The sequence below is a fragment of the Haloechinothrix alba genome, assembly GCF_900188115.1.
Taxonomy (GTDB): domain Bacteria; phylum Actinomycetota; class Actinomycetes; order Mycobacteriales; family Pseudonocardiaceae; genus Haloechinothrix; species Haloechinothrix alba.
In genome coordinates, this window is sequence record NZ_FZNW01000014.1 from 61372 (window position 1) to 78488 (window position 17117).

Sequence of the window (17117 nt, forward strand, 5' to 3'; positions counted from 1 at the left end):
GACAACGTCAGGCGCACCCAACCCACCGTTCCAGCCGGTGCCGCAATCAGGACGGCAGCTGCGAGGAGGAGCAACGATGCCCATCGCCACACCCGAGGTTTACAACGAGATGCTCGACCGCGCGAAGGCGGGCGAGTTCGCGTATCCGGCCATCAACGTGACCTCGTCGGAAACGCTGAACGCGGCGATCAGAGGCTTCGCCGAGGCGGAGAGCGACGGGATCATCCAGTTCTCCACCGGCGGCGCGGAGTTCGCCTCCGGGCAGAAGGTCAAGGACATGGTCACGGGGGCGACGGCGCTGGCCGAGTACGCCCATGTGGTCGCGGAGAAGTACCCGGTCAACATCGCGCTGCACACCGACCACTGCCCGGAGGACAAGCTGGACGGCTTCGTCCGCCCGTTGCTGGAGATCAGCCAGGAGCGGGTCAACAGGGGGCAGAACCCGCTGTTCCAGTCGCACATGTGGGACGGTTCGGCCATCGACCTGGAGGAGAACCTGCGGATCGGTGCCGAGCTGCTGGAGAAGGCCAAGGCAGCGAAGATCGTCCTGGAGGTCGAGATCGGTGTCGTCGGCGGTGAGGAGGACGGCATCGCCAACGACATCAACGAGAAGCTGTACACGGCCGAGGGTGACTTCGTCCGCACCGTCGAGGAGCTGGGCGCGGGCGAGAAGGGCCGTTACATGCTGGCGGCCACGTTCGGCAACGTGCACGGCGTCTACAAGCCGGGCAATGTCAAGCTCCGGCCCGAGATCCTCAAACGCGGCCAGGATGTGGCCGCCGAGAAGCTCGGCCAGCCCGCGGGCTCCCGCCCGTTCGACCTGGTCTTCCACGGTGGCTCCGGCTCGCTGGACTCGGAGATCCACGAGGCGGTGTCCTACGGCGTGGTGAAGATGAACGTGGACACCGACACGCAGTACGCTTTCACCCGCTCGATCGCCGACCACTTCTTCCGCAACTACGACGGGGTACTCAAGGTCGACGGCGAGGTCGGCGACAAGAAGGCCTACGACCCGCGCAGCTACCTCAAGCAGGCCGAGGGGTCGATGGCCGAGCGAGTCGTGCGTGCGACCGAGGACCTCAAGTCGGCGGGTAAGAAGCTCGGCTGAGTACCGTGCGGGGCGCTCGCGTGCCCGGCCGTCCCCGTCGTCTGTGTGCACGGAGCAGTGCGAGGGCACGCGAGCCCCGACCGGCCCGATGGGAGAATCACTACGATGATGCCGAAGCGACTGATCGCGACAGTGCTGGCCGCCGCGCTGGTGCTTTCCACGGCGAGTGTGGCTGTGACCTTGCTCTTGTGAGCGAGCGGCAGCCGGCCATGCGGCGTCGCTTTCGGATCCACCCGCCTCGACCAGGAAGGCACCATGAACAGCACCGACTTGCTCGGCCCTGACCCCACCCTGCTTCCCGAGCGCACCGACGCGCAGGCCGCGATGGACGCAGAGACCACACCGTCCGAGGTCGCCGCCGAACACCCGGACTTCAGCGAGGCCTGGGCGGCACTGGCGGAGAAGGCACTGGCGGCGGGGGAGCCCGTTGCCGCGTACGCCTACGCCCGGACCGGCTACCACCGGGGGCTCGACCAGCTCCGCAAGTCCGGCTGGAAGGGCTACGGCCCCGTGCCGTGGCAGCACCGGCCGAACCAGGGCTTCCTGCGTTCCGTGGCGGCGCTGGCGAGCGCGGCGCAACGGATCGGCGAGACCCCCGAGTACGAGCGCTGCGTTCAGCTGCTGAACGACTCCGACCCGGAAGCCCTCGCCGCGACGGGCCTGCAGGGCGGTTCCTGAGTCATCACCCCGGTGGGGTGGCCGGCGACGCTCAGCCGACCACTCCCCGGGCCAGGCGCAGGTCCTCGGTGTGCCGGTACCAGCTCAGCCGGGTGACCTCGCGCGGGTGCGCGACCCCGTCGACCACGGGCACCGTCGGGTCGCAGCCCAGCTGGAAGGCCCGGCCGGTGTAGGTCTTCCGGCGCCTGCCGAGCAGGCCACCGACCACCTGCAGCACCAGGCCGGGACCACCGGAGTTGTCCGGCTCGGCGTGGATGCGGCGGGCGAGGCCGCGCAGCGCCGTGGTGTCGTCGCAGTAGCCGACCCCACGCACCTTGGTCAGCACGCCACCACCCATGAGGACCCCTCCGGAATCGTCCCGGATCAACGGGACCCGGTCGATCTCGGCCCGCGTGGCGACGTCGAACGCGCGGGCGGGGTCGGTCGGCAGTCGCCACACCGCCGCGACGGCGGAGTTCCGCTCGACCGGCACGTATCCCACGGACAGCGTGGCCAGGCGGTCGGTGCGTAGCAGGCGGAGGACGACGGCAGCCAGGTCGCCGTCGGTCCCTGCCACGACGACGTCCGCGCCGGTCGCCCCCTCGCCCGGGTCGCCGGCGGCGTCTCCTGCCGACTCGGCGGCCCTGGCGAGCACGGGGTCGACCTCGTCCTTGCCGGGCCGGTGTCCGACGTGCGCGACGTGATCATCGGTTACGCCCGGCAGTGGTGGGATCCGTCTCCCGCAGGCGATCACTGCTCCCCGCACGGCACCTACCTCCGTTACCCTCGTGCATCGGCCGTGACTGGCCTCGCGTGCCATATGCTCGTCCGAGAAACCTGCTGTCGATCAACCTGGAGTGTCACATGTCGGCCATCGTGCTCATCGGAGCCCAGTGGGGCGACGAAGGTAAGGGCAAGGCCACCGATCTGCTGGGCGACCGGGTGCAGTGGGTTGTGCGGTACCAGGGCGGCAACAACGCCGGTCATACCGTGGTGCTGCCGGATGGCCAGAACTTCGCCTTGCACCTGATCCCCTCGGGCATCCTCACCCCCGGGGTGACCAACGTGATCGGCAACGGGGTGGTCGTGGATCCCGGGGTACTGCTCGACGAGCTCGACGGCCTCGACGAGCGCGGGGTGGACACCTCCGGGCTGTTGATCTCGGCGGACGCGCACTTGATCATGCCGTACCACGTCGCCATCGACAAGGTCGCCGAGCGCTACCTGGGTTCTCGCAAGATCGGGACGACGGGTCGCGGTATCGGCCCGTGCTACCAGGACAAGGTCGCCCGTGTCGGCGTGCGGGTGCAGGACCTGCTCGACGAGAAGATCCTGCGGCAGAAGGTCGAGGCCGCGCTGGAGGTCAAGAACCAGATCCTGGTCAAGGTCTACAACCGCAAGGCGCTGGATCCCGAGCAGGTGGTCGACGAGGTCCTCGAGGCGGGCGAGAAGTTCGCGCACCGCATCGCGGACACGCGTCTCGAGCTGGATCGCGCGCTCGGCAGGGGCGAGTCGGTCCTGCTGGAGGGGTCCCAGGGCACGCTGCTGGACGTCGATCACGGCACCTACCCGTTCGTCACCTCGTCCAACCCCACCTCCGGCGGGGCCTGCGTCGGTGCCGGTATCGGCCCGGGCAAGCTCACCACGGTGCTGGGCATCATCAAGGCCTACACCACGCGGGTCGGTTCGGGACCGTTCCCCACCGAGCTGTACGACGAGATGGGTGAGCACCTGCGCGCCAAGGGGGGCGAGCACGGCGTCACGACCGGCCGCTCCCGCCGCACCGGCTGGTACGACGCCGTGATCGCCCGCTACTCGGCGCGGCTGAACGGGATCACCGACTACTTCCTGACCAAGCTGGACGTGCTGTCCGGGCTGGAGCGCATCCCGGTGTGCGTCGGCTACGAGATCGACGGCTTCCGGCACGAGGAAATGCCGATGACGCAGACGGACGTGCACCACGCCGTGCCGATCTACGAGGAGCTGCCCGGTTGGGAGGAGGACATCAGCGCTTGCCGGTCCTTCGACAACCTCCCTGCCAACGCGCGTTCCTATGTCGAGCGCCTCGAGGAGCTCTCCGGAGCGCGGATCTCGGCCGTCGGCGTCGGCCCCGGCCGCGAGGCAACCATCGTCCGCCACGACATCCGCTAACCCCGTGCGGGGGGTGGGAGCCGAATGTTGCATTCGGCTCCTTCTATGGAACCGAGGTCACCTTCGGCTCCCCACGCCGAGCCGGCAAATCGTGACATGCCGGCCGCTGGCGCGGTCAGGTGCGATCCTTGATCACCTCGACGGCGATGTCCGGGTGGTCGATGAACAGCCCGTCGATGCCGGCGTCGAGGAAGATCTCGAGGCTGCGGAACAGGTCGCCGAGGTGGGCAGGCTGATCCGAGGAACGGTAGCCCGTGGGGAGGAACGCGTTCTCCGCCCGCCAGATGTAGGGATGCACCTCGAGCCCGGCGGCATGCGCGTCATCCACCAGCGAAGTCGGCTCGCCGAGTGACCCGTCGGGGTTGCGCGGGATCACGCTGCCCTTGGTCGGGCCGATGCCTTGCGCGTAGGTGGCGATCTCGGCAAGGCCTTCCGGTGTCATCATGTCGCGGTAGGTGTGTGCGTGCCCGGCGGTGACCCGGTCGTACGGTGCGCCGTGGCTGTCGGTGAGCTGGATGAACGGCACCCACAGGTGGTCGCGCAGCATCCGGAGGTTGGCGACCTCGAACGACTGCACGTAGATGTTGGCGCCCGCCCGGTTCAGCCCGTTGCTGTCCAGGATGTCGATCAGCGCTGGTTCCAGTGGCGTGCCCAGCCCCTGGAAGTACGTGGGGTGCTTGGTCTCCGGGTAGACCCCGACGTCGATGCCCAGCTGCCCGGACAGCCGCTTGGTGAGGTCGATGACCTCCTGGAACGTGGGGATCTCGAACCGGCCGTCGTAGATCGTGTTCTGCTGGCGCAGCTCGGGCATGGGCTCGCGGGCACGTAGCGTCTTGATCTCGTCGATCGTGAAGTCCTCCGCGAACCACTGGTCGCGGATGACATGGCCGTCGATCGTCTTGGTGGTCCGCCGCTCGGCGAACTCCGGATGGTCGGACACATCGGTCGAGTCACCGAGGTACGGCTCGTGGCGCGCGATGAGGACGCCGTCGCCGGTAATGACCAGGTCCGGTTCGAGGTAGTCGGCCCCCATGCGCGCGGCGAGCTCGAACGCCGCGAGCGTCTGCTCGGGCCGGTATCCGGAAGCACCCCGGTGGCTGATGATGTGCGGCACGCCGCGATCGTTGTGGGGCTTTCGTGTGCCTTGCATGGCGTCAGGCCTTCTGTTCGGTGTCGGGTGCAGCGCACCCGGCCCCGCCACGGCACGTGCTACGGGAACGGGTAACCCGACGGGGGTCGCACCACAGGGTGCGCTGGTGCTGCTCCGCGCCCCGTGCGTTCGCTGAGCAGCTTCTCATGCCGTGCGCGTCGTGGGCGCGTGCCGTGTGATCTTTCCGACTCCGTGTCGCCGCATGAGACCGACCGCACACCTGCGTAAACATCACGGAACGATCGAGCCTCCTCGCTTTCGCGAGAGTCGCACGGACCGGGCGGGGTCGGCAATCTCGACAACACGCGTTACGGGTGTTTACTGTTCAGGTCACGGGTACCGGTCGCGGGGCCTGTGCGTACCGACCGAGGACAGGAGGCTGGCGCGAGATGACGCGGACACGGCTGACCAGCGAGGAGGCGCGGGCGCTGACGCTCGGACCCGACTCGGTGTCCTGGCAACACGCCAGCGACATCCGTGGATTCCTCGGCGCGGGGTACGCCCTGCTGCTACAGACCGCCCACCCCACGGTCAGCTCGGGTGTGCGCGACCATTCCGAGTTCCGGGCCGAGCCGTGGCAGCGGCTCTACCGCACGCTGGACTACGTCAACCTCACCGTGTACGGCGGCGAGGACGCGGTGGAGGTCACCCGCAGGCTCCGCGAGATGCACAAGCGCATCAAAGGGGTCAACCCGGACGGCAGCAGGTACCACGCCCTCGAACCGGAGACCTACGCCTGGGTGCAGGCCACGCTGGTCCGGGCCGTGATCGATGTGAACCGGTGGTTCGTGGGGTCCATGACGGAGCGCGACCACGAGCGCCTGTACCAGGAGTGGCTGGGCCTGGCCCGGCTGCTCGGCATCGGTGCCGGGGACCTGCCGCCGAGCTGGGCGGAGTTCGACGAGTACTTCGACGAGATGGTGGACAGCAAGCTGGCGCGCACCACCTCGGCGGTGGACGTACTCGACAGCCTCGCACGGCCTGCTCGCCCGCCGGTCCTGCCGCGTTGGACCGAGCCGCTGTGGCGGGCGCTCAGCTTTCCCGCCTCCTACGTGCTGCGGCTGGCCACGACCGGGCTGTTGCCTCCCGTGCTGCGGGAACGGCTGGGTTTGCGCTGGGGTCCGATGCGGGAGCGTCAGCTGCGGGCCCTGGCGGCGCTGTCCCGCGCGTGCACACCGCTCCTGCCCGGCTTCCTCCGCGTGACCGGCCCCAACTACCTGCGCGCGCGCCGCCGGTACATCGCCGCCGACGAGTTCGCACCAGCCACCTACCACCACCACAGTGGGAGCCCAGGGTGAGCCGGGAGGCGAGCCGAGGGGCTCCTTCTGTCCACATGGTGTACCCGAGGGGGCCTTCGGCTCGCCTGCCGTGCGGTGTCAGCTGACGTAGGAGATCAGCCAGTCGCCGTCCTCGCGGACGAACTCGAAGCCGTCCACCGAGTCGCGGTCCGTGTCGTTGGTCTCGGCGATGTCCTCGGCGCTGAGCGTCGCTTCGCCGTCGGTGACCACGACGTCCTCCGCGTCCAGCCGGATGATCGACATGCGCTTGTCCCCGAGGTTGTCGTGGATGTCCTCGATGGCAGCCGGGCAGTCCGCGGCCTGCTCGGCGTAGAACGACTGCATGGTGTCGACGAGCAGACCGCACGCCCTGTCGCCGTCACCCTCGTCGATCGCGAGGTAGAACTCCTGCACGACGGCCACGACGGCTGCTTGCTCCTCGGTGTGCGCCGGTTCGGGGCTGGTGTCGTCCGTCCCGCCCTGCTCGGCAGCCGGCTCGTCCTGCTGCGTGTCCTCCTGGGCGTCCTCGTCGCCGCCGCACGCCGCCGCGAACGAGACGGCCCCGGCGGCGACGATCGCGCCGCATGCCTTGCGTCGTGACTTCCAGGTCTCGCCCACTGCTACCTCCACCGGCTCCGTTCGACCGCCGTCCAGTATGCCTGCAACGCCGACGCGCACGGCTGCCGACACATCCCCTCGCGTCGCCGGAGGCGGGGTACGGCTACCCTGCTGAGCGTGCGCGTCCTGGTTATCGGCTCCGGAGCCCGTGAACACGCCCTGCTGACCGCGGCGTCGAACGACCCCGCGGTGACGGCCCTCGCCTGCGCCCCCGGCAACGCGGGCACGGCCGCCGTCGCCGAGCAGCTCCCGGTCAACGCCGTCGACTCCGCCGACGTCGTCGCGCGTGCCCGCGAGTGGCTCGCCGATCTCGTGGTGATCGGCCCGGAGGCGCCGCTGGTCGCCGGTGTGGCCGATGCCGTGCGGGCGGCAGGGATCCCGTGTTTCGGCCCGTCCGCCGAAGCCGCCCGCATCGAGGGGTCGAAGGCGTTCGCCAAGGAGGTCATGCTCGCCGCAGGCGTGCCGACCGCAGCGAGCGAGGTTGTGGACAACCCCGCTCACCTCGACGCGGCCCTGTCCCGCTTCGGGCCTGTCTGGGTGGTCAAGGACGACGGGCTCGCCGCAGGTAAGGGTGTGGTGGTCACCGGGGACTACGACGAGGCCCGCAAGCACGCGTTGACGCTGCTGGAGAACGGCCACCCGGTACTGCTGGAGACCTACCTGGACGGGCCGGAGGCGTCGCTGTTCTGCCTGGTCGACGGGCACACGGTACGGCCGTTGCTGCCTGCCCAGGACTTCAAGCGGGTCGGCGACGGCGAGACCGGCCCGAACACCGGTGGGATGGGGGCGTACGCCCCGTTGCCGTGGGCTCCGGAAGGGCTCGTGGACGAGATCGTCGGGCGGGTCGTGCAGCCGGTGGTCGACGAGCTGGCCGGGCGCGGCACGCCCTACTCCGGGCTGCTGTACGCGGGCCTTGCGCTGACCTCGGACGGCCCGCGGGTCATCGAGTTCAACTGCCGTTTCGGCGACCCGGAGACCCAAGCCGTGCTCGCCCTGCTGAACACGCCGGTCGCGGGCGTGCTGCACGCCACCGCCACCGGCGTGCTCGACGAGCAGCCGCCGCTCGACTGGCGGGACGGCGCAGCCGTGACCGTCGTACTCGCGGCGGACGGCTACCCGGGGCCGCCGCACACCGGGGACACCATCACCGGTGCGGATGGTGCCGGTGTGCTGCACGCCGGCACCATCCGCACCGAGGACGGCACGGTCGTGTCCTCGGGCGGTCGGGTGTTGTCGGTGGTCGGGGTCGGCGATGACCTTGCGGCCGCGCGCGAGCAGGCGTACGAGCGTCTCGCCGGGGTGCACCTTCCCGGCGCGCACTACCGCACCGACATCGCGATGCAGGCGGTGCGCGGCGAGGTGGCGGTACCCGCGCACTGACTCTCGCGACCGCTGTTTCCACGAAACCCGGCGCGTCGTGGCGCCTGCGTTGGTAACCTCCGGAGAGGCCATCCGGACAGGCACGGTACGGCTACCGTGTGTGCCCGGGAGCAGGGCTGCACCTGCGGTGCGACGGTCGAGCTGAAGCGGTGGTGGTGATGCACGAGGATCCGGCGGACGCGGCCGTACCGTACGGCGCGCGCGCCACGTCGATCGAGGTAGAACCGGACAAGCTTGTCGAGGCCGCGGAGATCGTCGAGGAGGAGGTCTACGCGCTGGACTCGGTGCTCTACGACGCGGAAGGCGCGTCCCGGATGGGCCCACCGGCGAACGACATCGTCAGCGAGCACGCGATCCCGACCTGGAACTCGCTGCTGACCGAGCTCGGGCACTCGCACCTGGCGCGGGTGCGGGACTACGTCCAGGAGCTGAACGGTTTCGCGCACCAGCTGCGGCTGGCGGCCGAAGAGTACGAGTGCGCCGACGACGAGGCCGCAGAGACGCTACGCGAGCGTGGCGGCGGTCCCGGCTAGCCGATGGGGCCTCCAGCGTGGAGGTCGCGGCCACCGGAACCCTCGCGTGGCGGTCGGACCGGAGCCTGAGGTACAGCAGCCGTTCGTGAGTACGGGCGTGAAGGAGGCACCATGAGCGTCCCCGAGGCCGGTCGGACGATCCAGCGCATCAACGACCAGCGGTTCGACGGCTACACCGAGAACATGCTCGCCGAGCAGATCGACGAGTTCCGTAGCGGCCCCGGTACCGGCGATATCGGCGCGGCGGTGCAGGCGCTGCGGCGGCTCGCCGACGCGTTGCGCTCCGCCGAACAGACGCTGCGTACCGAGCTGGGTAAGCTCGGCGTGCACTGGTCGGGCGACGCCGCCGAGCAGGCGCGCCGGGTACTGACCGAGCACGCGGACTTCACGACCGAGGCGAGCGAGAAGATCGCCAGGGCGGCGGAGCTGCTGTTCGCGCAGAGCGAGTCGTTCAACCGGGCGCTGCACAAGCTGCCGGACGCCGGGACGCTGCGCGCCGGATCCGGCGGTACCGGTGTCGGTGACTTCCTCGGCAGCCTGATCGGATACGAGACGGACCAGGCCAAGCGCGTGCGCGAGGCCGAGGCCGCCAGGCAGCAGGCCGTCGACGTGTTGAACACCTACGCCGCGGAGACCGCGGAGCACCTCGAGGGTGTCGACACGGTGCCGCACCCCGGCCATCTGGTGCTGTCCCACCCGACCGGAGGGACCGGCGAGGCCGAGCCGTCACCCGACGAGCCCGAGACCGGCACGTGGGACATCGGGGGGCCGGGAGTGACCCCGCTGCATCCGGGCCCGGCGGAGGGGCCCAGCGACACCACCGCGTCGGCACAGGGCAACGCCGGGGGCTCGGGTGGGCACGACCGCTCGGCCGGTCGGCCCGGAGGCGAGCGGCCGGTCCCCGGCACCGGGCAGGCGCCGCCCGCCTCCGGTGGCGCGTCCTCGCCTGCGCCGGGATCGGGTCCGGTCCCCGGTGGGAGTGTGTCCTCTTCGGCTGCGGGCGGCGGTGGCCCTGCCGGTGCTGCGTGCCCGCCCGGCGCGGCTCCCTCGGCGGCGCCGGGCGACCAGCAGGTCGCGGGTAAGCAGCCGAACGGCGGCGCGACCGTGGGCCAGTCCGCGTCGGCAGGCACGGTGCACGGCACCGAGCAGCACCCGGCCAGGTCGGCGAGCCCGCACGCCGTGTCGAGCACACCCGGTGGGCATGCCGCTCAGGGTCCCGGCCAGGGGCCCGGTCACGGACCCGGCCACGGGCAGGGCGGCGCGCTGGCCGGTGCCGGCCAGCAGCACGGGCACGCGGCGCGCCCGCTACCCGGCGGTGGTGCGCCCGGTCAGGGCGGTCCGGAGGCGTCGCCCGGCAAGGGCAGGGTTTCCGGCCCGGAACCGCTGGCGGAGGGTAGTCTGTCCGGTTCGGAGCAGCTGGGGCAGGCAGGCGAGGTGCATGCGCGAAGCGGCGGCGAGACGGGCTCCGGGGCGCGCCCCTCGATCAACACCGTCGGAGCCACGGCCACCGCGCTCGGGGCGGCCGGTATAGCCGGTGCGCTCAGCGGTGAACCCGACAGGAAGCCCAGGGGCGAGCGCGCGGCGAGCCGGGTGTTGCGGGACTACCCGTTCGACGACGCGGATGGTGCGCAGGACCCGGTGACGATCGCGGCCGACGGGGATCCACGGGAGCACCTGCGCCCCGCGCCGGGCATCCTCGAGGAAGCGGCTTCCGAGGGCGGCCAGGATGGCTCCGGCGAGAAGGAGCGGGTGCGGCACCGGCCCGTCGAGGGGACCGATGTTGTCGCTGACCAGCGGCCCGTCGTCCCCGAGGTGATCGACGACGCCCAGCCGGAGGTGCCGGGACACCCCGGCGACACCGGTGCCGGGCGCGGCCCTGGCGAGCACGACGACGGGGACGGTTCGGCGCGGTGAGCGCGGCTTCCTCCGCGGGCAGCGTGGTGCTGTCGGCGCTCGAGTTCGACGTGCTGTGGGAGGCCGAGCAGCTCGGGTCGCGGCATCCGGCGCTGGCGGTGCCCAGCCCGGGCACGACGCACACGGAGCGCGCCGAGCTGGTCGAAGCGACGTGGCCCGCGCTGGAGCGCCGCGGGCTGGCGCGCGGGCGGCGTGCCGGCGGTGAGCTGTTGGACATGCTCGCCGTGCTCGCGCGGCCCACGGTGACGTTCGATGTGTGGGTGTGGGCCGATCGCCGTATCTCGGGACTGGCTGCCGGCACGGGAGACCACGCGATGCTCGGGGTGGTCGACGCCGGTGAGGTCTGGCTGATCCCGACCACCGACCCGGCCCTGGCGAGCGCAGCGATCTCGGTGGCCGGTGACGTCCCGCAGGGTGGCGGGCAGTCCGTGACGCTGCCGTACGAGACGCTTGTCGACGCGGATGCCCAGGCCGAGGGGGATCCGCACGCGCTGGTCACCGCACTGGAGGACGCGGGGGTGCGGCTGTGGGAAGCGCAGGAGGTCGCCGGCATGTTCCTCGGCACCACCTGCCGGGGCCAGGTCGGTGCCCAGCGCCGCGACAAGCAGGGGCTGACGCGGCGTGCCCCCCGGGTCGTCGCCTTCCACGACACCGATGCCGGCCGGTACCTGTTCCAGGTGGAACACATGTCCGACGGGTTGAGCTGGGCCACGCTGGCGCCCGCGGACAACCACCTGCTGGCCGCCAGGACCTGGGAGTTGCTTGCGGAGGTGTGACGTGTCGAACCGGCAGCACAGGGACACCGCGTGTGGTGGAAGGTGGCGTGTGGACGGACGCGTAGCGCGGAGCTGATCGTATCTGGCATGCCGTCCCGGCGTGGGTACACAGACGAGCTCGGTGGATGGATGTGTCAACTATCCTGGCGCCATGGTCGATGCCGCTCCGTTCCCCGGCCCATCCGCACGCTCCGATGTCGCACCGTTCCACGTGATGGAGGTGCTCTCCGCGGCCCAGGCGCGGCAGCGGACGCACGGGGATGTCGTCTCGCTGTGCGCGGGCCAGCCCACGTCCGGAGCACCGAAGCCCGTCAGGGATGCGGCCATCTCGCTGCTCACCGAGGGCGACCTCGGGTACACCAGCCAGCTCGGTGTCGTCGAGCTGCGGGAAGCGATCGCCGGCCACTACGCGCACCGCTACGGCATGCGGGTCGACCCGGACGACGTGGTCGTCACCACCGGCTCGTCCGGGGGCTTCCAGCTGGCGTTCCTCGCGGCATTCGATCACGGCGCCCGCGTGGCCATGCCGCGACCGGGCTACCCGGCCTACCGGAACCTGCTGTCCGCGCTGGGGTGTGAGGTGGTCGAGTTCGGGGTGGGCGCCGAGACGCGCTTCCAGCCGACCACCGAGCAGCTCGACCAGCTGGGCCCGATCGACGGGCTGGTGATCGCGAGCCCCAACAACCCGACCGGGACGATCCTGGCCTCCGAGGAGCTCTCCGCGATCGCGCTGTGGTGCGCGGAGCGCGGTGTGCAGCTGGTCAGTGACGAGATCTATCACGGGGTGAGCTTCGGCAGCTCCACCGGCGGCCCGGCGGAATCCAGCGCCTGGGAGTTCGGCACCGAGGCGATCGTGCTCGGGTCGTTCTCCAAGTACTTCGGCATGACCGGATGGCGGCTCGGCTGGATGCTGGTGCCCCCGCGGCTACGCCGTGCCGTGGACGTGCTGAGCGGCAACCTCGCCATCTGTGCTCCCGCGCTCGCCCAATACGCGGCCGTTGCGGCGTTCACCGACGAGTCGTACGCGGAGCTGGACGAGCATGTGCTCCGGTACCGCGCGAACCGGGACACGTTGCTGGCAGGTCTCGCCGAGCTCGGCATCGACCGGGTGGCCCCGGCCGACGGGGCGTTCTACGCGTATGCCGATGTCTCGGAGTTCACCGCCGACAGCCTCGGGTGGTGCCAGCGATTGCTTGCCGACACCGGCTTGGCCATCACGCCAGGCATCGACTTCGACCCGGTCGATGGTGGCGGTTTCGTGCGGTTCTCGCTGGCTGGCTCGGCCTCCGACATCACCGCGTGCCTGGAGCGGCTCGGCCGCTGGTTGTGACGCCGAGGAGTCCGGCGGGTTCGCCGGGACGGGCGATCCGGTCCGGGTCGTAGCCAGGGATACCCGGAGAAATCCCTGACTTCCGGGCGGAACACGAGCCATCCGGCCCGTGGGCTGGCAGGCTGGTGGAGAAGCAGTAATCCGAAAGGCGCGATCGTTCTCCCCGTGTGGCTCGGCGCGGCCGTTGCCACCGTCCGGTGGGCGGCCTTACCGGGTAGAAAGGTTGACCATGTTCTGGAAGATCATTGGTGCGCTCCTCGTGATCTGGCTGGCGTTCACCATCCTCGGGCCGGTGCTGACAGGCTTGTTCTGGCTCGCGGTCATCGGCGTGGTGTTGCTGGGTGCGACGGCGGCCTACGGAGCCATCAAGAGCAAGAGCCAGCCCAAGCGCATCGGCGACCAGCGCCTTCGCTGAGGCCGACGGTGCCGCCGGGTCGTGAGGCCGTCCCGGCGGCGCTCGGCGGAGTGGACACGGGGCGGTCGCCTGCACGCGCCTGCGTGCGGTGCCCTCAGAGGTGCAGTCGCATGCCTGCCTGTGAGGTGCTGTGCACCGCGCTGGAGGGTAGCTCGGTGCTGATGCGCTCGAGGGCCTCCTCGATGACCGCGGAGGTGATCGCCCTGTGGACCACGAATCGCACCCGGCCCGCCATCGGCATCGCCAGGATGTCCAGCTCCCGCAGTGAGTGCAGGGTCCTCTCCACGTCGGCCACCGCGCCGAGCACGATGTTGGTCTGCGGCGTCGGCACGTCCCAGCCGAGGTCGCTGAGCCCGGATGCCAGCCGGGCGGCGTTGGCGTGATCGGTGGCCAGCTCGTCCATCCGGTCGAGCGCCTTCAGGCACGACGCGGCGAGGACGCCGCCTTGCCGGACACCGCCACCGAGCATCTGGCGCGTGCGGCGCGCGTGCTCGATGAACTCGGCACTGCCTGCCAGTGCGGACCCGACCGGTGCGCCGAGACCCTTGCTGAAACACACCGACACGCTGTCGGCGCCGACGGTCAGGGCGGCAGGTGGCACGTTGAGCGCCACGGCGGCGTTCCACAGCCTTGCGCCGTCGAGGTGTACGGACAGCCCGCCGTCGCGGGCCGTGGCGACCAGCTGGGCGTGCTCGTCGGCGGGGATCACAGCGCCCCCGGCCGCGTTGTGGGTGTTCTCCAGGCAGAGCAGGCTCGTGCGGAGGGCGTAGTACGGGGCGTTCCGTCCGGCGCTGATGATGCGCTCGAGCGTGTGCGGGGACGGGCGACCGGGACCGAGGTCGGTTCCGATGGCTTCCGGCATGCCGCCTGCGAGCCAGGCGGCGGAGCCGAGCTCGTTGAGGAGCACGTGCGCATCGCGCGGGGCGAGGAACCGGTCACCGCGCTGCAGGTGCAGGCACAGCGCGATCACGTTCGCCATGGTGCCGCTCGGGGTCCACAACGCAGCCGGCTTGCCGAGAAGCTGGGCCGTGCGCTGCTCGAGTGCCCGAACCGTGGGATCGCCGTCCAGCACGTTGTCGCCGACCTCAGCTCCCGCCATCGCGGCACGCATGGGCTCGTCGGGGACGGTCAGCGTGTCCGACCGGAGGTCGATCAAGGCGCGGCGTACTGAGGTCACGGTTCGATCACATCACACACCGTCATCGTTATCAACGCTCAGAACAATTCCACAGGATGAACTTGCGCCAGCTCCCCGCGGGATCCCGGCGATGAGCGACGGTCTGCACGTACTGCGCGTAGTACGCCAAATCTCACCCACCTTCGCGAACGGGTGGTGGGAGCCGAAGGTGACATCGGGTTCTTAGAAGGCGCCCAATGTCACCTTCGGCTCCCACCACTTTGGTTTGGTGGGCGACGCAACCCGCCCCCCGCCCCGCGCGTCTACTCAATGTCGGCACTTCCACCGCCAGTCACGTGGTCCAAGCAGGGGGGCGGCGTGACAACACGGCACCGGATGGTCGGCGGCACCTCCCTGGTGCGGTCTGGGTGCTGGGGGGTTCGCCATCACCCTCGCTGGCGAACTCCCCAGCTCCGTACCCGTCCCGGCGCGGCCGTACGTCGGCGCGACGGGGTCTGCTGGCAAGATGTCCGACCATGACCGCTGGGAGCACCCCCAAGGGCGAACGTCGCCGGGCGGCACTGCTCGATGCCGGGGTGGAGCTTCTCGTCGAAGGCGGGTTCGGCGCGGTACGCCATCGCGCCGTGGCCGAGCGAGCCGGACTCCCCCTCGCATCGACGACCTACTACTTCGCCTCCCTCGACGAGCTCGTGGCCGCGGTGGTCGAGCGGCACGCGCGCGCCGACCTGGAACGCGGCAGGCAGCGCCTCGCCGAGCTCGACACCAGGGAGCGGCAGATCGACACCCTGATCGACCTCGTGCTCGACATGTTGCTCGGCCCCCGGCAGGACGGCGGCGAGGCGGACGCGGAAGCCGTACTCGTGCGCTACGAACGGCTCGTGGCCACCGGGCGCAGACCGCACCTGCGGCCGTTGATGCGCACCCTCGCCGGCGAGCTGCGGGAGCTGCTGGCCGAGATCTTCGCGCGATCCGGGCGGCCGACATCGGCCGACGAGCTCGAACGCCTCATCTCGCTCGTCGACGGGGCCGTGGTGAACGCGCTCATCGAGATCGACCCGGACCCGCGGGGGGCTGCTGTGCGGATGCTGCGCGCGGCACTCGTCGAGGAGCCGGGGCGGTGACCGCCGCTACGACGGCCGACCGGTAGCTCGACCGCCGCGCGGGCATGACAGGCGGGGCAGTACGCTGAGCAGGCGTGACCGCAGCTGACAAGCCCCGCATCCCGAACGTTCTCGCGAACCGGTACGCCTCGCGCGATCTCGCCACCCTCTGGTCTCCCGAGCACAAGGTGGTGCTGGAACGGGAGCTGTGGCTTGCCGTGCTGCGCGCGCAGTCCGAGCTGGGCGTCGCCGTGCCTTCCGGGGTGATCGACGACTACGAGCGCGTGCTGCACACCGTCGATCTCGACTCGATCGCCGAGCGCGAGCGTGTGACCAGGCACGACGTCAAGGCTCGTATCGAGGAGTTCAACGCGCTCGCCGGTCACGAGCACGTGCACAAGGGGATGACCTCCCGCGACCTCACCGAGAACGTCGAGCAGCTGCAGGTACGCCGCTCGCTGGAGCTGATCAGGGACAAGCTGGTGGCCGTGCTGTCCAGGCTGTCCGCGCTGGCAGGCGAGCACGACGACCTGGTACTGGCAGGCCGTTCGCACAACGTCGCAGCGCAGGCCACCACGCTCGGCAAGCGTTTCGCCACCGCAGCCGATGAGCTGCTGGTGAGCTTCGGGCGCCTCGAAGACCTCCTGGAGCGGTACCCGCTGCGGGGGATCAAGGGTCCGGTGGGGACCGCGCAGGACATGCTGGACCTCGTCGGGGACCACGCCACGATGAGCGCCCTGGAAGGCGCGGTCGCTCGCCACCTCGGCTTCGAGCACGTGCTCACCAGCGTGGGCCAGATCTACCCGCGCTCGATGGACTACGAGGTGGTCTCCGCGCTGGTCCAGCTCGCTGCGGCGCCCTCCAGCCTGGCCACCACCATCCGCCTGATGGCCGGGCACGAGCTGGCGACCGAGGGGTTCCAGCCGGGCCAGGTCGGTTCCTCGGCGATGCCGCACAAGATGAACACCCGTTCCTGCGAGCGGGTGAACGGGTTCGCCGTAGTGCTGCGCGGTCACTCGTCGATGCTCGCCGAGCTCGCCGGTCACCAGTGGAACGAGGGGGACGTATCGGACTCGGTGGTGCGCAGGGTGGCGCTGCCCGACGCGTTCTTCGCGCTGGACGGCCTGCTGGAGACGTTCGTGACCGTGCTCGACGAGTTCGGCCCCTTCCCCGCGGTCATCGACGCCGAACTCGCCCGCTACCTGCCGTTCCTCGCCACGACCAAGGTGCTCATGGCGTCGGTGCGTGCCGGCATGGGACGCGAGGTCGCGCACGAGGCGATCAAGGAGAACGCCGTCGCGGCGGCCCTTGCCATGCGGGAGCGAGGCATCCCGGGCAACGACCTGCTCGACCGGCTCGCAGCGGACGAGCGCATCCCGCTCGACCGGGCCGCGCTCGGCGAGCTCCTTGCCGACCCGGTCGCGTTCACCGGCCTGGCCACCACGCAGGTGGCCGATGTGGCGCGCAAGGTGGGCGAGGTCGTCAGCCGGTATCCGGGTGCGGAGTCGTACCGGCCCGACCCCATCCTCTGATCGCTCCGGGCTGCCCCAGGCCGCGCGCGGTGACCGGG

16 protein-coding genes are annotated in these 17117 nt (G+C 70.6%); 12 read left to right on the forward strand and 4 right to left on the reverse strand.

Features of this window, described 5'->3' with window-relative positions:
• The first annotated feature begins 76 nt into the window (after positions 1–76).
• Together fbaA and CHB84_RS14585 are read left to right on the forward strand one after the other, a co-directional pair.
• Entirely contained in the window at positions 77–1108 is a 1032-nt protein-coding gene (gene fbaA / locus CHB84_RS14580) for a class II fructose-bisphosphate aldolase (protein ID WP_089302158.1), read from the forward strand.
• 255 nt (positions 1109–1363) lie between these two features.
• Positions 1364–1786, forward strand: a complete 423-nt coding sequence (locus tag CHB84_RS14585) for a DUF3151 domain-containing protein (RefSeq protein ID WP_089302159.1) — start codon at positions 1364–1366, stop codon at positions 1784–1786.
• A gap of 31 nt (positions 1787–1817) precedes the next feature.
• Here CHB84_RS14585 and CHB84_RS14590 read toward each other — a convergent pair whose 3' ends face one another.
• Positions 1818–2531 (reverse strand): hypothetical protein, encoded by a 714-nt coding sequence (locus tag CHB84_RS14590; RefSeq protein WP_089302160.1) that lies wholly within the window; start codon positions 2529–2531, stop codon positions 1818–1820.
• A gap of 98 nt (positions 2532–2629) precedes the next feature.
• On the opposite strand from CHB84_RS14590, the gene CHB84_RS14595 reads away from it, so the two are divergent.
• Entirely contained in the window at positions 2630–3916 is a 1287-nt protein-coding gene (locus CHB84_RS14595; RefSeq protein WP_089302161.1) for an adenylosuccinate synthase, read from the forward strand.
• Positions 3917–4031: 115 nt separating this feature from the next.
• On the opposite strand, the gene CHB84_RS14600 is transcribed toward CHB84_RS14595, so the two are convergent.
• A complete protein-coding gene (locus CHB84_RS14600) occupies positions 4032–5030 on the reverse strand; it encodes a glycerophosphodiester phosphodiesterase (protein ID WP_342743972.1) in 999 nt (332 codons plus the stop codon).
• A 425-nt stretch (positions 5031–5455) separates the two neighbouring features.
• On the opposite strand from CHB84_RS14600, the gene CHB84_RS14605 reads away from it, so the two are divergent.
• Positions 5456–6364: an oxygenase MpaB family protein gene (locus tag CHB84_RS14605; RefSeq protein WP_089302163.1), complete on the forward strand. Its 909-nt coding sequence runs from the start codon at positions 5456–5458 to the stop codon at positions 6362–6364.
• Between the two features lie 78 nt (positions 6365–6442).
• Here CHB84_RS14605 and CHB84_RS14610 read toward each other — a convergent pair whose 3' ends face one another.
• Positions 6443–6961, reverse strand: coding sequence for a hypothetical protein (locus tag CHB84_RS14610; RefSeq protein ID WP_141134700.1), 519 nt, complete (start codon positions 6959–6961; stop codon positions 6443–6445).
• 117 nt (positions 6962–7078) lie between these two features.
• Between CHB84_RS14610 and purD the strand changes: the two genes are divergently transcribed.
• The 6 genes from purD to CHB84_RS14640 all read left to right on the forward strand — a co-directional run bounded on the left by purD (position 7079) and on the right by CHB84_RS14640 (position 13309).
• Positions 7079–8341, forward strand: a complete 1263-nt coding sequence (gene purD / locus CHB84_RS14615; RefSeq protein WP_089302165.1) for a phosphoribosylamine--glycine ligase — start codon at positions 7079–7081, stop codon at positions 8339–8341.
• Positions 8342–8499: 158 nt separating this feature from the next.
• Positions 8500–8874 carry a type VII secretion target gene (locus tag CHB84_RS14620; protein WP_141134701.1) on the forward strand — a complete coding sequence of 125 codons (375 nt, stop codon included), beginning with the start codon at positions 8500–8502 and terminating at the stop codon, positions 8872–8874.
• A 111-nt stretch (positions 8875–8985) separates the two neighbouring features.
• Positions 8986–10788, forward strand: coding sequence for a PPE domain-containing protein (locus CHB84_RS14625; protein ID WP_089302167.1), 1803 nt, complete (start codon positions 8986–8988; stop codon positions 10786–10788).
• Positions 10785–11564, forward strand: coding sequence for an ESX secretion-associated protein EspG (locus tag CHB84_RS14630; RefSeq protein WP_245818755.1), 780 nt, complete (start codon positions 10785–10787; stop codon positions 11562–11564). The genes CHB84_RS14625 and CHB84_RS14630 overlap by 4 nt, the downstream gene beginning before the upstream one ends.
• A 151-nt stretch (positions 11565–11715) precedes the next feature.
• Positions 11716–12894, forward strand: a complete 1179-nt coding sequence (locus tag CHB84_RS14635) for an aminotransferase class I/II-fold pyridoxal phosphate-dependent enzyme (protein WP_089302168.1) — start codon at positions 11716–11718, stop codon at positions 12892–12894.
• A gap of 229 nt (positions 12895–13123) precedes the next feature.
• The gene (locus CHB84_RS14640; RefSeq protein WP_089302169.1) at positions 13124–13309 is read left to right on the forward strand and encodes a hypothetical protein; all 186 of its coding nucleotides are present in this window, start codon (positions 13124–13126) and stop codon (positions 13307–13309) included.
• A 94-nt stretch (positions 13310–13403) separates the two neighbouring features.
• On the opposite strand, the gene CHB84_RS14645 is transcribed toward CHB84_RS14640, so the two are convergent.
• Complete coding sequence (locus CHB84_RS14645; RefSeq protein ID WP_245818766.1) at positions 13404–14420, reverse strand: threonine aldolase family protein; 1017 nt, start codon at positions 14418–14420, stop codon at positions 13404–13406.
• Between the two features lie 542 nt (positions 14421–14962).
• Here CHB84_RS14645 and CHB84_RS14650 point away from each other — a divergent pair.
• Together CHB84_RS14650 and purB are read left to right on the forward strand one after the other, a co-directional pair.
• The gene (locus tag CHB84_RS14650) at positions 14963–15568 is read left to right on the forward strand and encodes a TetR/AcrR family transcriptional regulator (protein ID WP_089302171.1); all 606 of its coding nucleotides are present in this window, start codon (positions 14963–14965) and stop codon (positions 15566–15568) included.
• Between the two features lie 74 nt (positions 15569–15642).
• On the forward strand, positions 15643–17079 hold the full coding sequence (purB, locus tag CHB84_RS14655) for an adenylosuccinate lyase (RefSeq protein ID WP_089302172.1): 1437 nt from the start codon (positions 15643–15645) through the stop codon (positions 17077–17079).
• Positions 17080–17117 lie beyond the last annotated feature (38 nt).

Bases quoted from the DNA above. Each gene is read 5' to 3' on its own strand.
- fbaA (WP_089302158.1), top strand. From the start codon at position 77: ATGCCCATCGCCACACCCGAGGTTTACAACGAGATGCTCGACCGCGCG.
- CHB84_RS14585 (WP_089302159.1), top strand. From the start codon at position 1,364: ATGAACAGCACCGACTTGCTCGGCCCTGACCCCACCCTGCTTCCCGAG.
- CHB84_RS14595 (WP_089302161.1), top strand. From the start codon at position 2,630: ATGTCGGCCATCGTGCTCATCGGAGCCCAGTGGGGCGACGAAGGTAAG.
- CHB84_RS14605 (WP_089302163.1), top strand. From the start codon at position 5,456: ATGACGCGGACACGGCTGACCAGCGAGGAGGCGCGGGCGCTGACGCTC.
- CHB84_RS14620 (WP_141134701.1), top strand. From the start codon at position 8,500: ATGCACGAGGATCCGGCGGACGCGGCCGTACCGTACGGCGCGCGCGCC.
- CHB84_RS14625 (WP_089302167.1), top strand. From the start codon at position 8,986: ATGAGCGTCCCCGAGGCCGGTCGGACGATCCAGCGCATCAACGACCAG.
- CHB84_RS14635 (WP_089302168.1), top strand. From the start codon at position 11,716: ATGGTCGATGCCGCTCCGTTCCCCGGCCCATCCGCACGCTCCGATGTC.
- CHB84_RS14640 (WP_089302169.1), top strand. From the start codon at position 13,124: ATGTTCTGGAAGATCATTGGTGCGCTCCTCGTGATCTGGCTGGCGTTC.
- CHB84_RS14645 (WP_245818766.1), bottom strand. From the start codon at position 14,420: ATGCGTGCCGCGATGGCGGGAGCTGAGGTCGGCGACAACGTGCTGGAC.
- CHB84_RS14650 (WP_089302171.1), top strand. From the start codon at position 14,963: ATGACCGCTGGGAGCACCCCCAAGGGCGAACGTCGCCGGGCGGCACTG.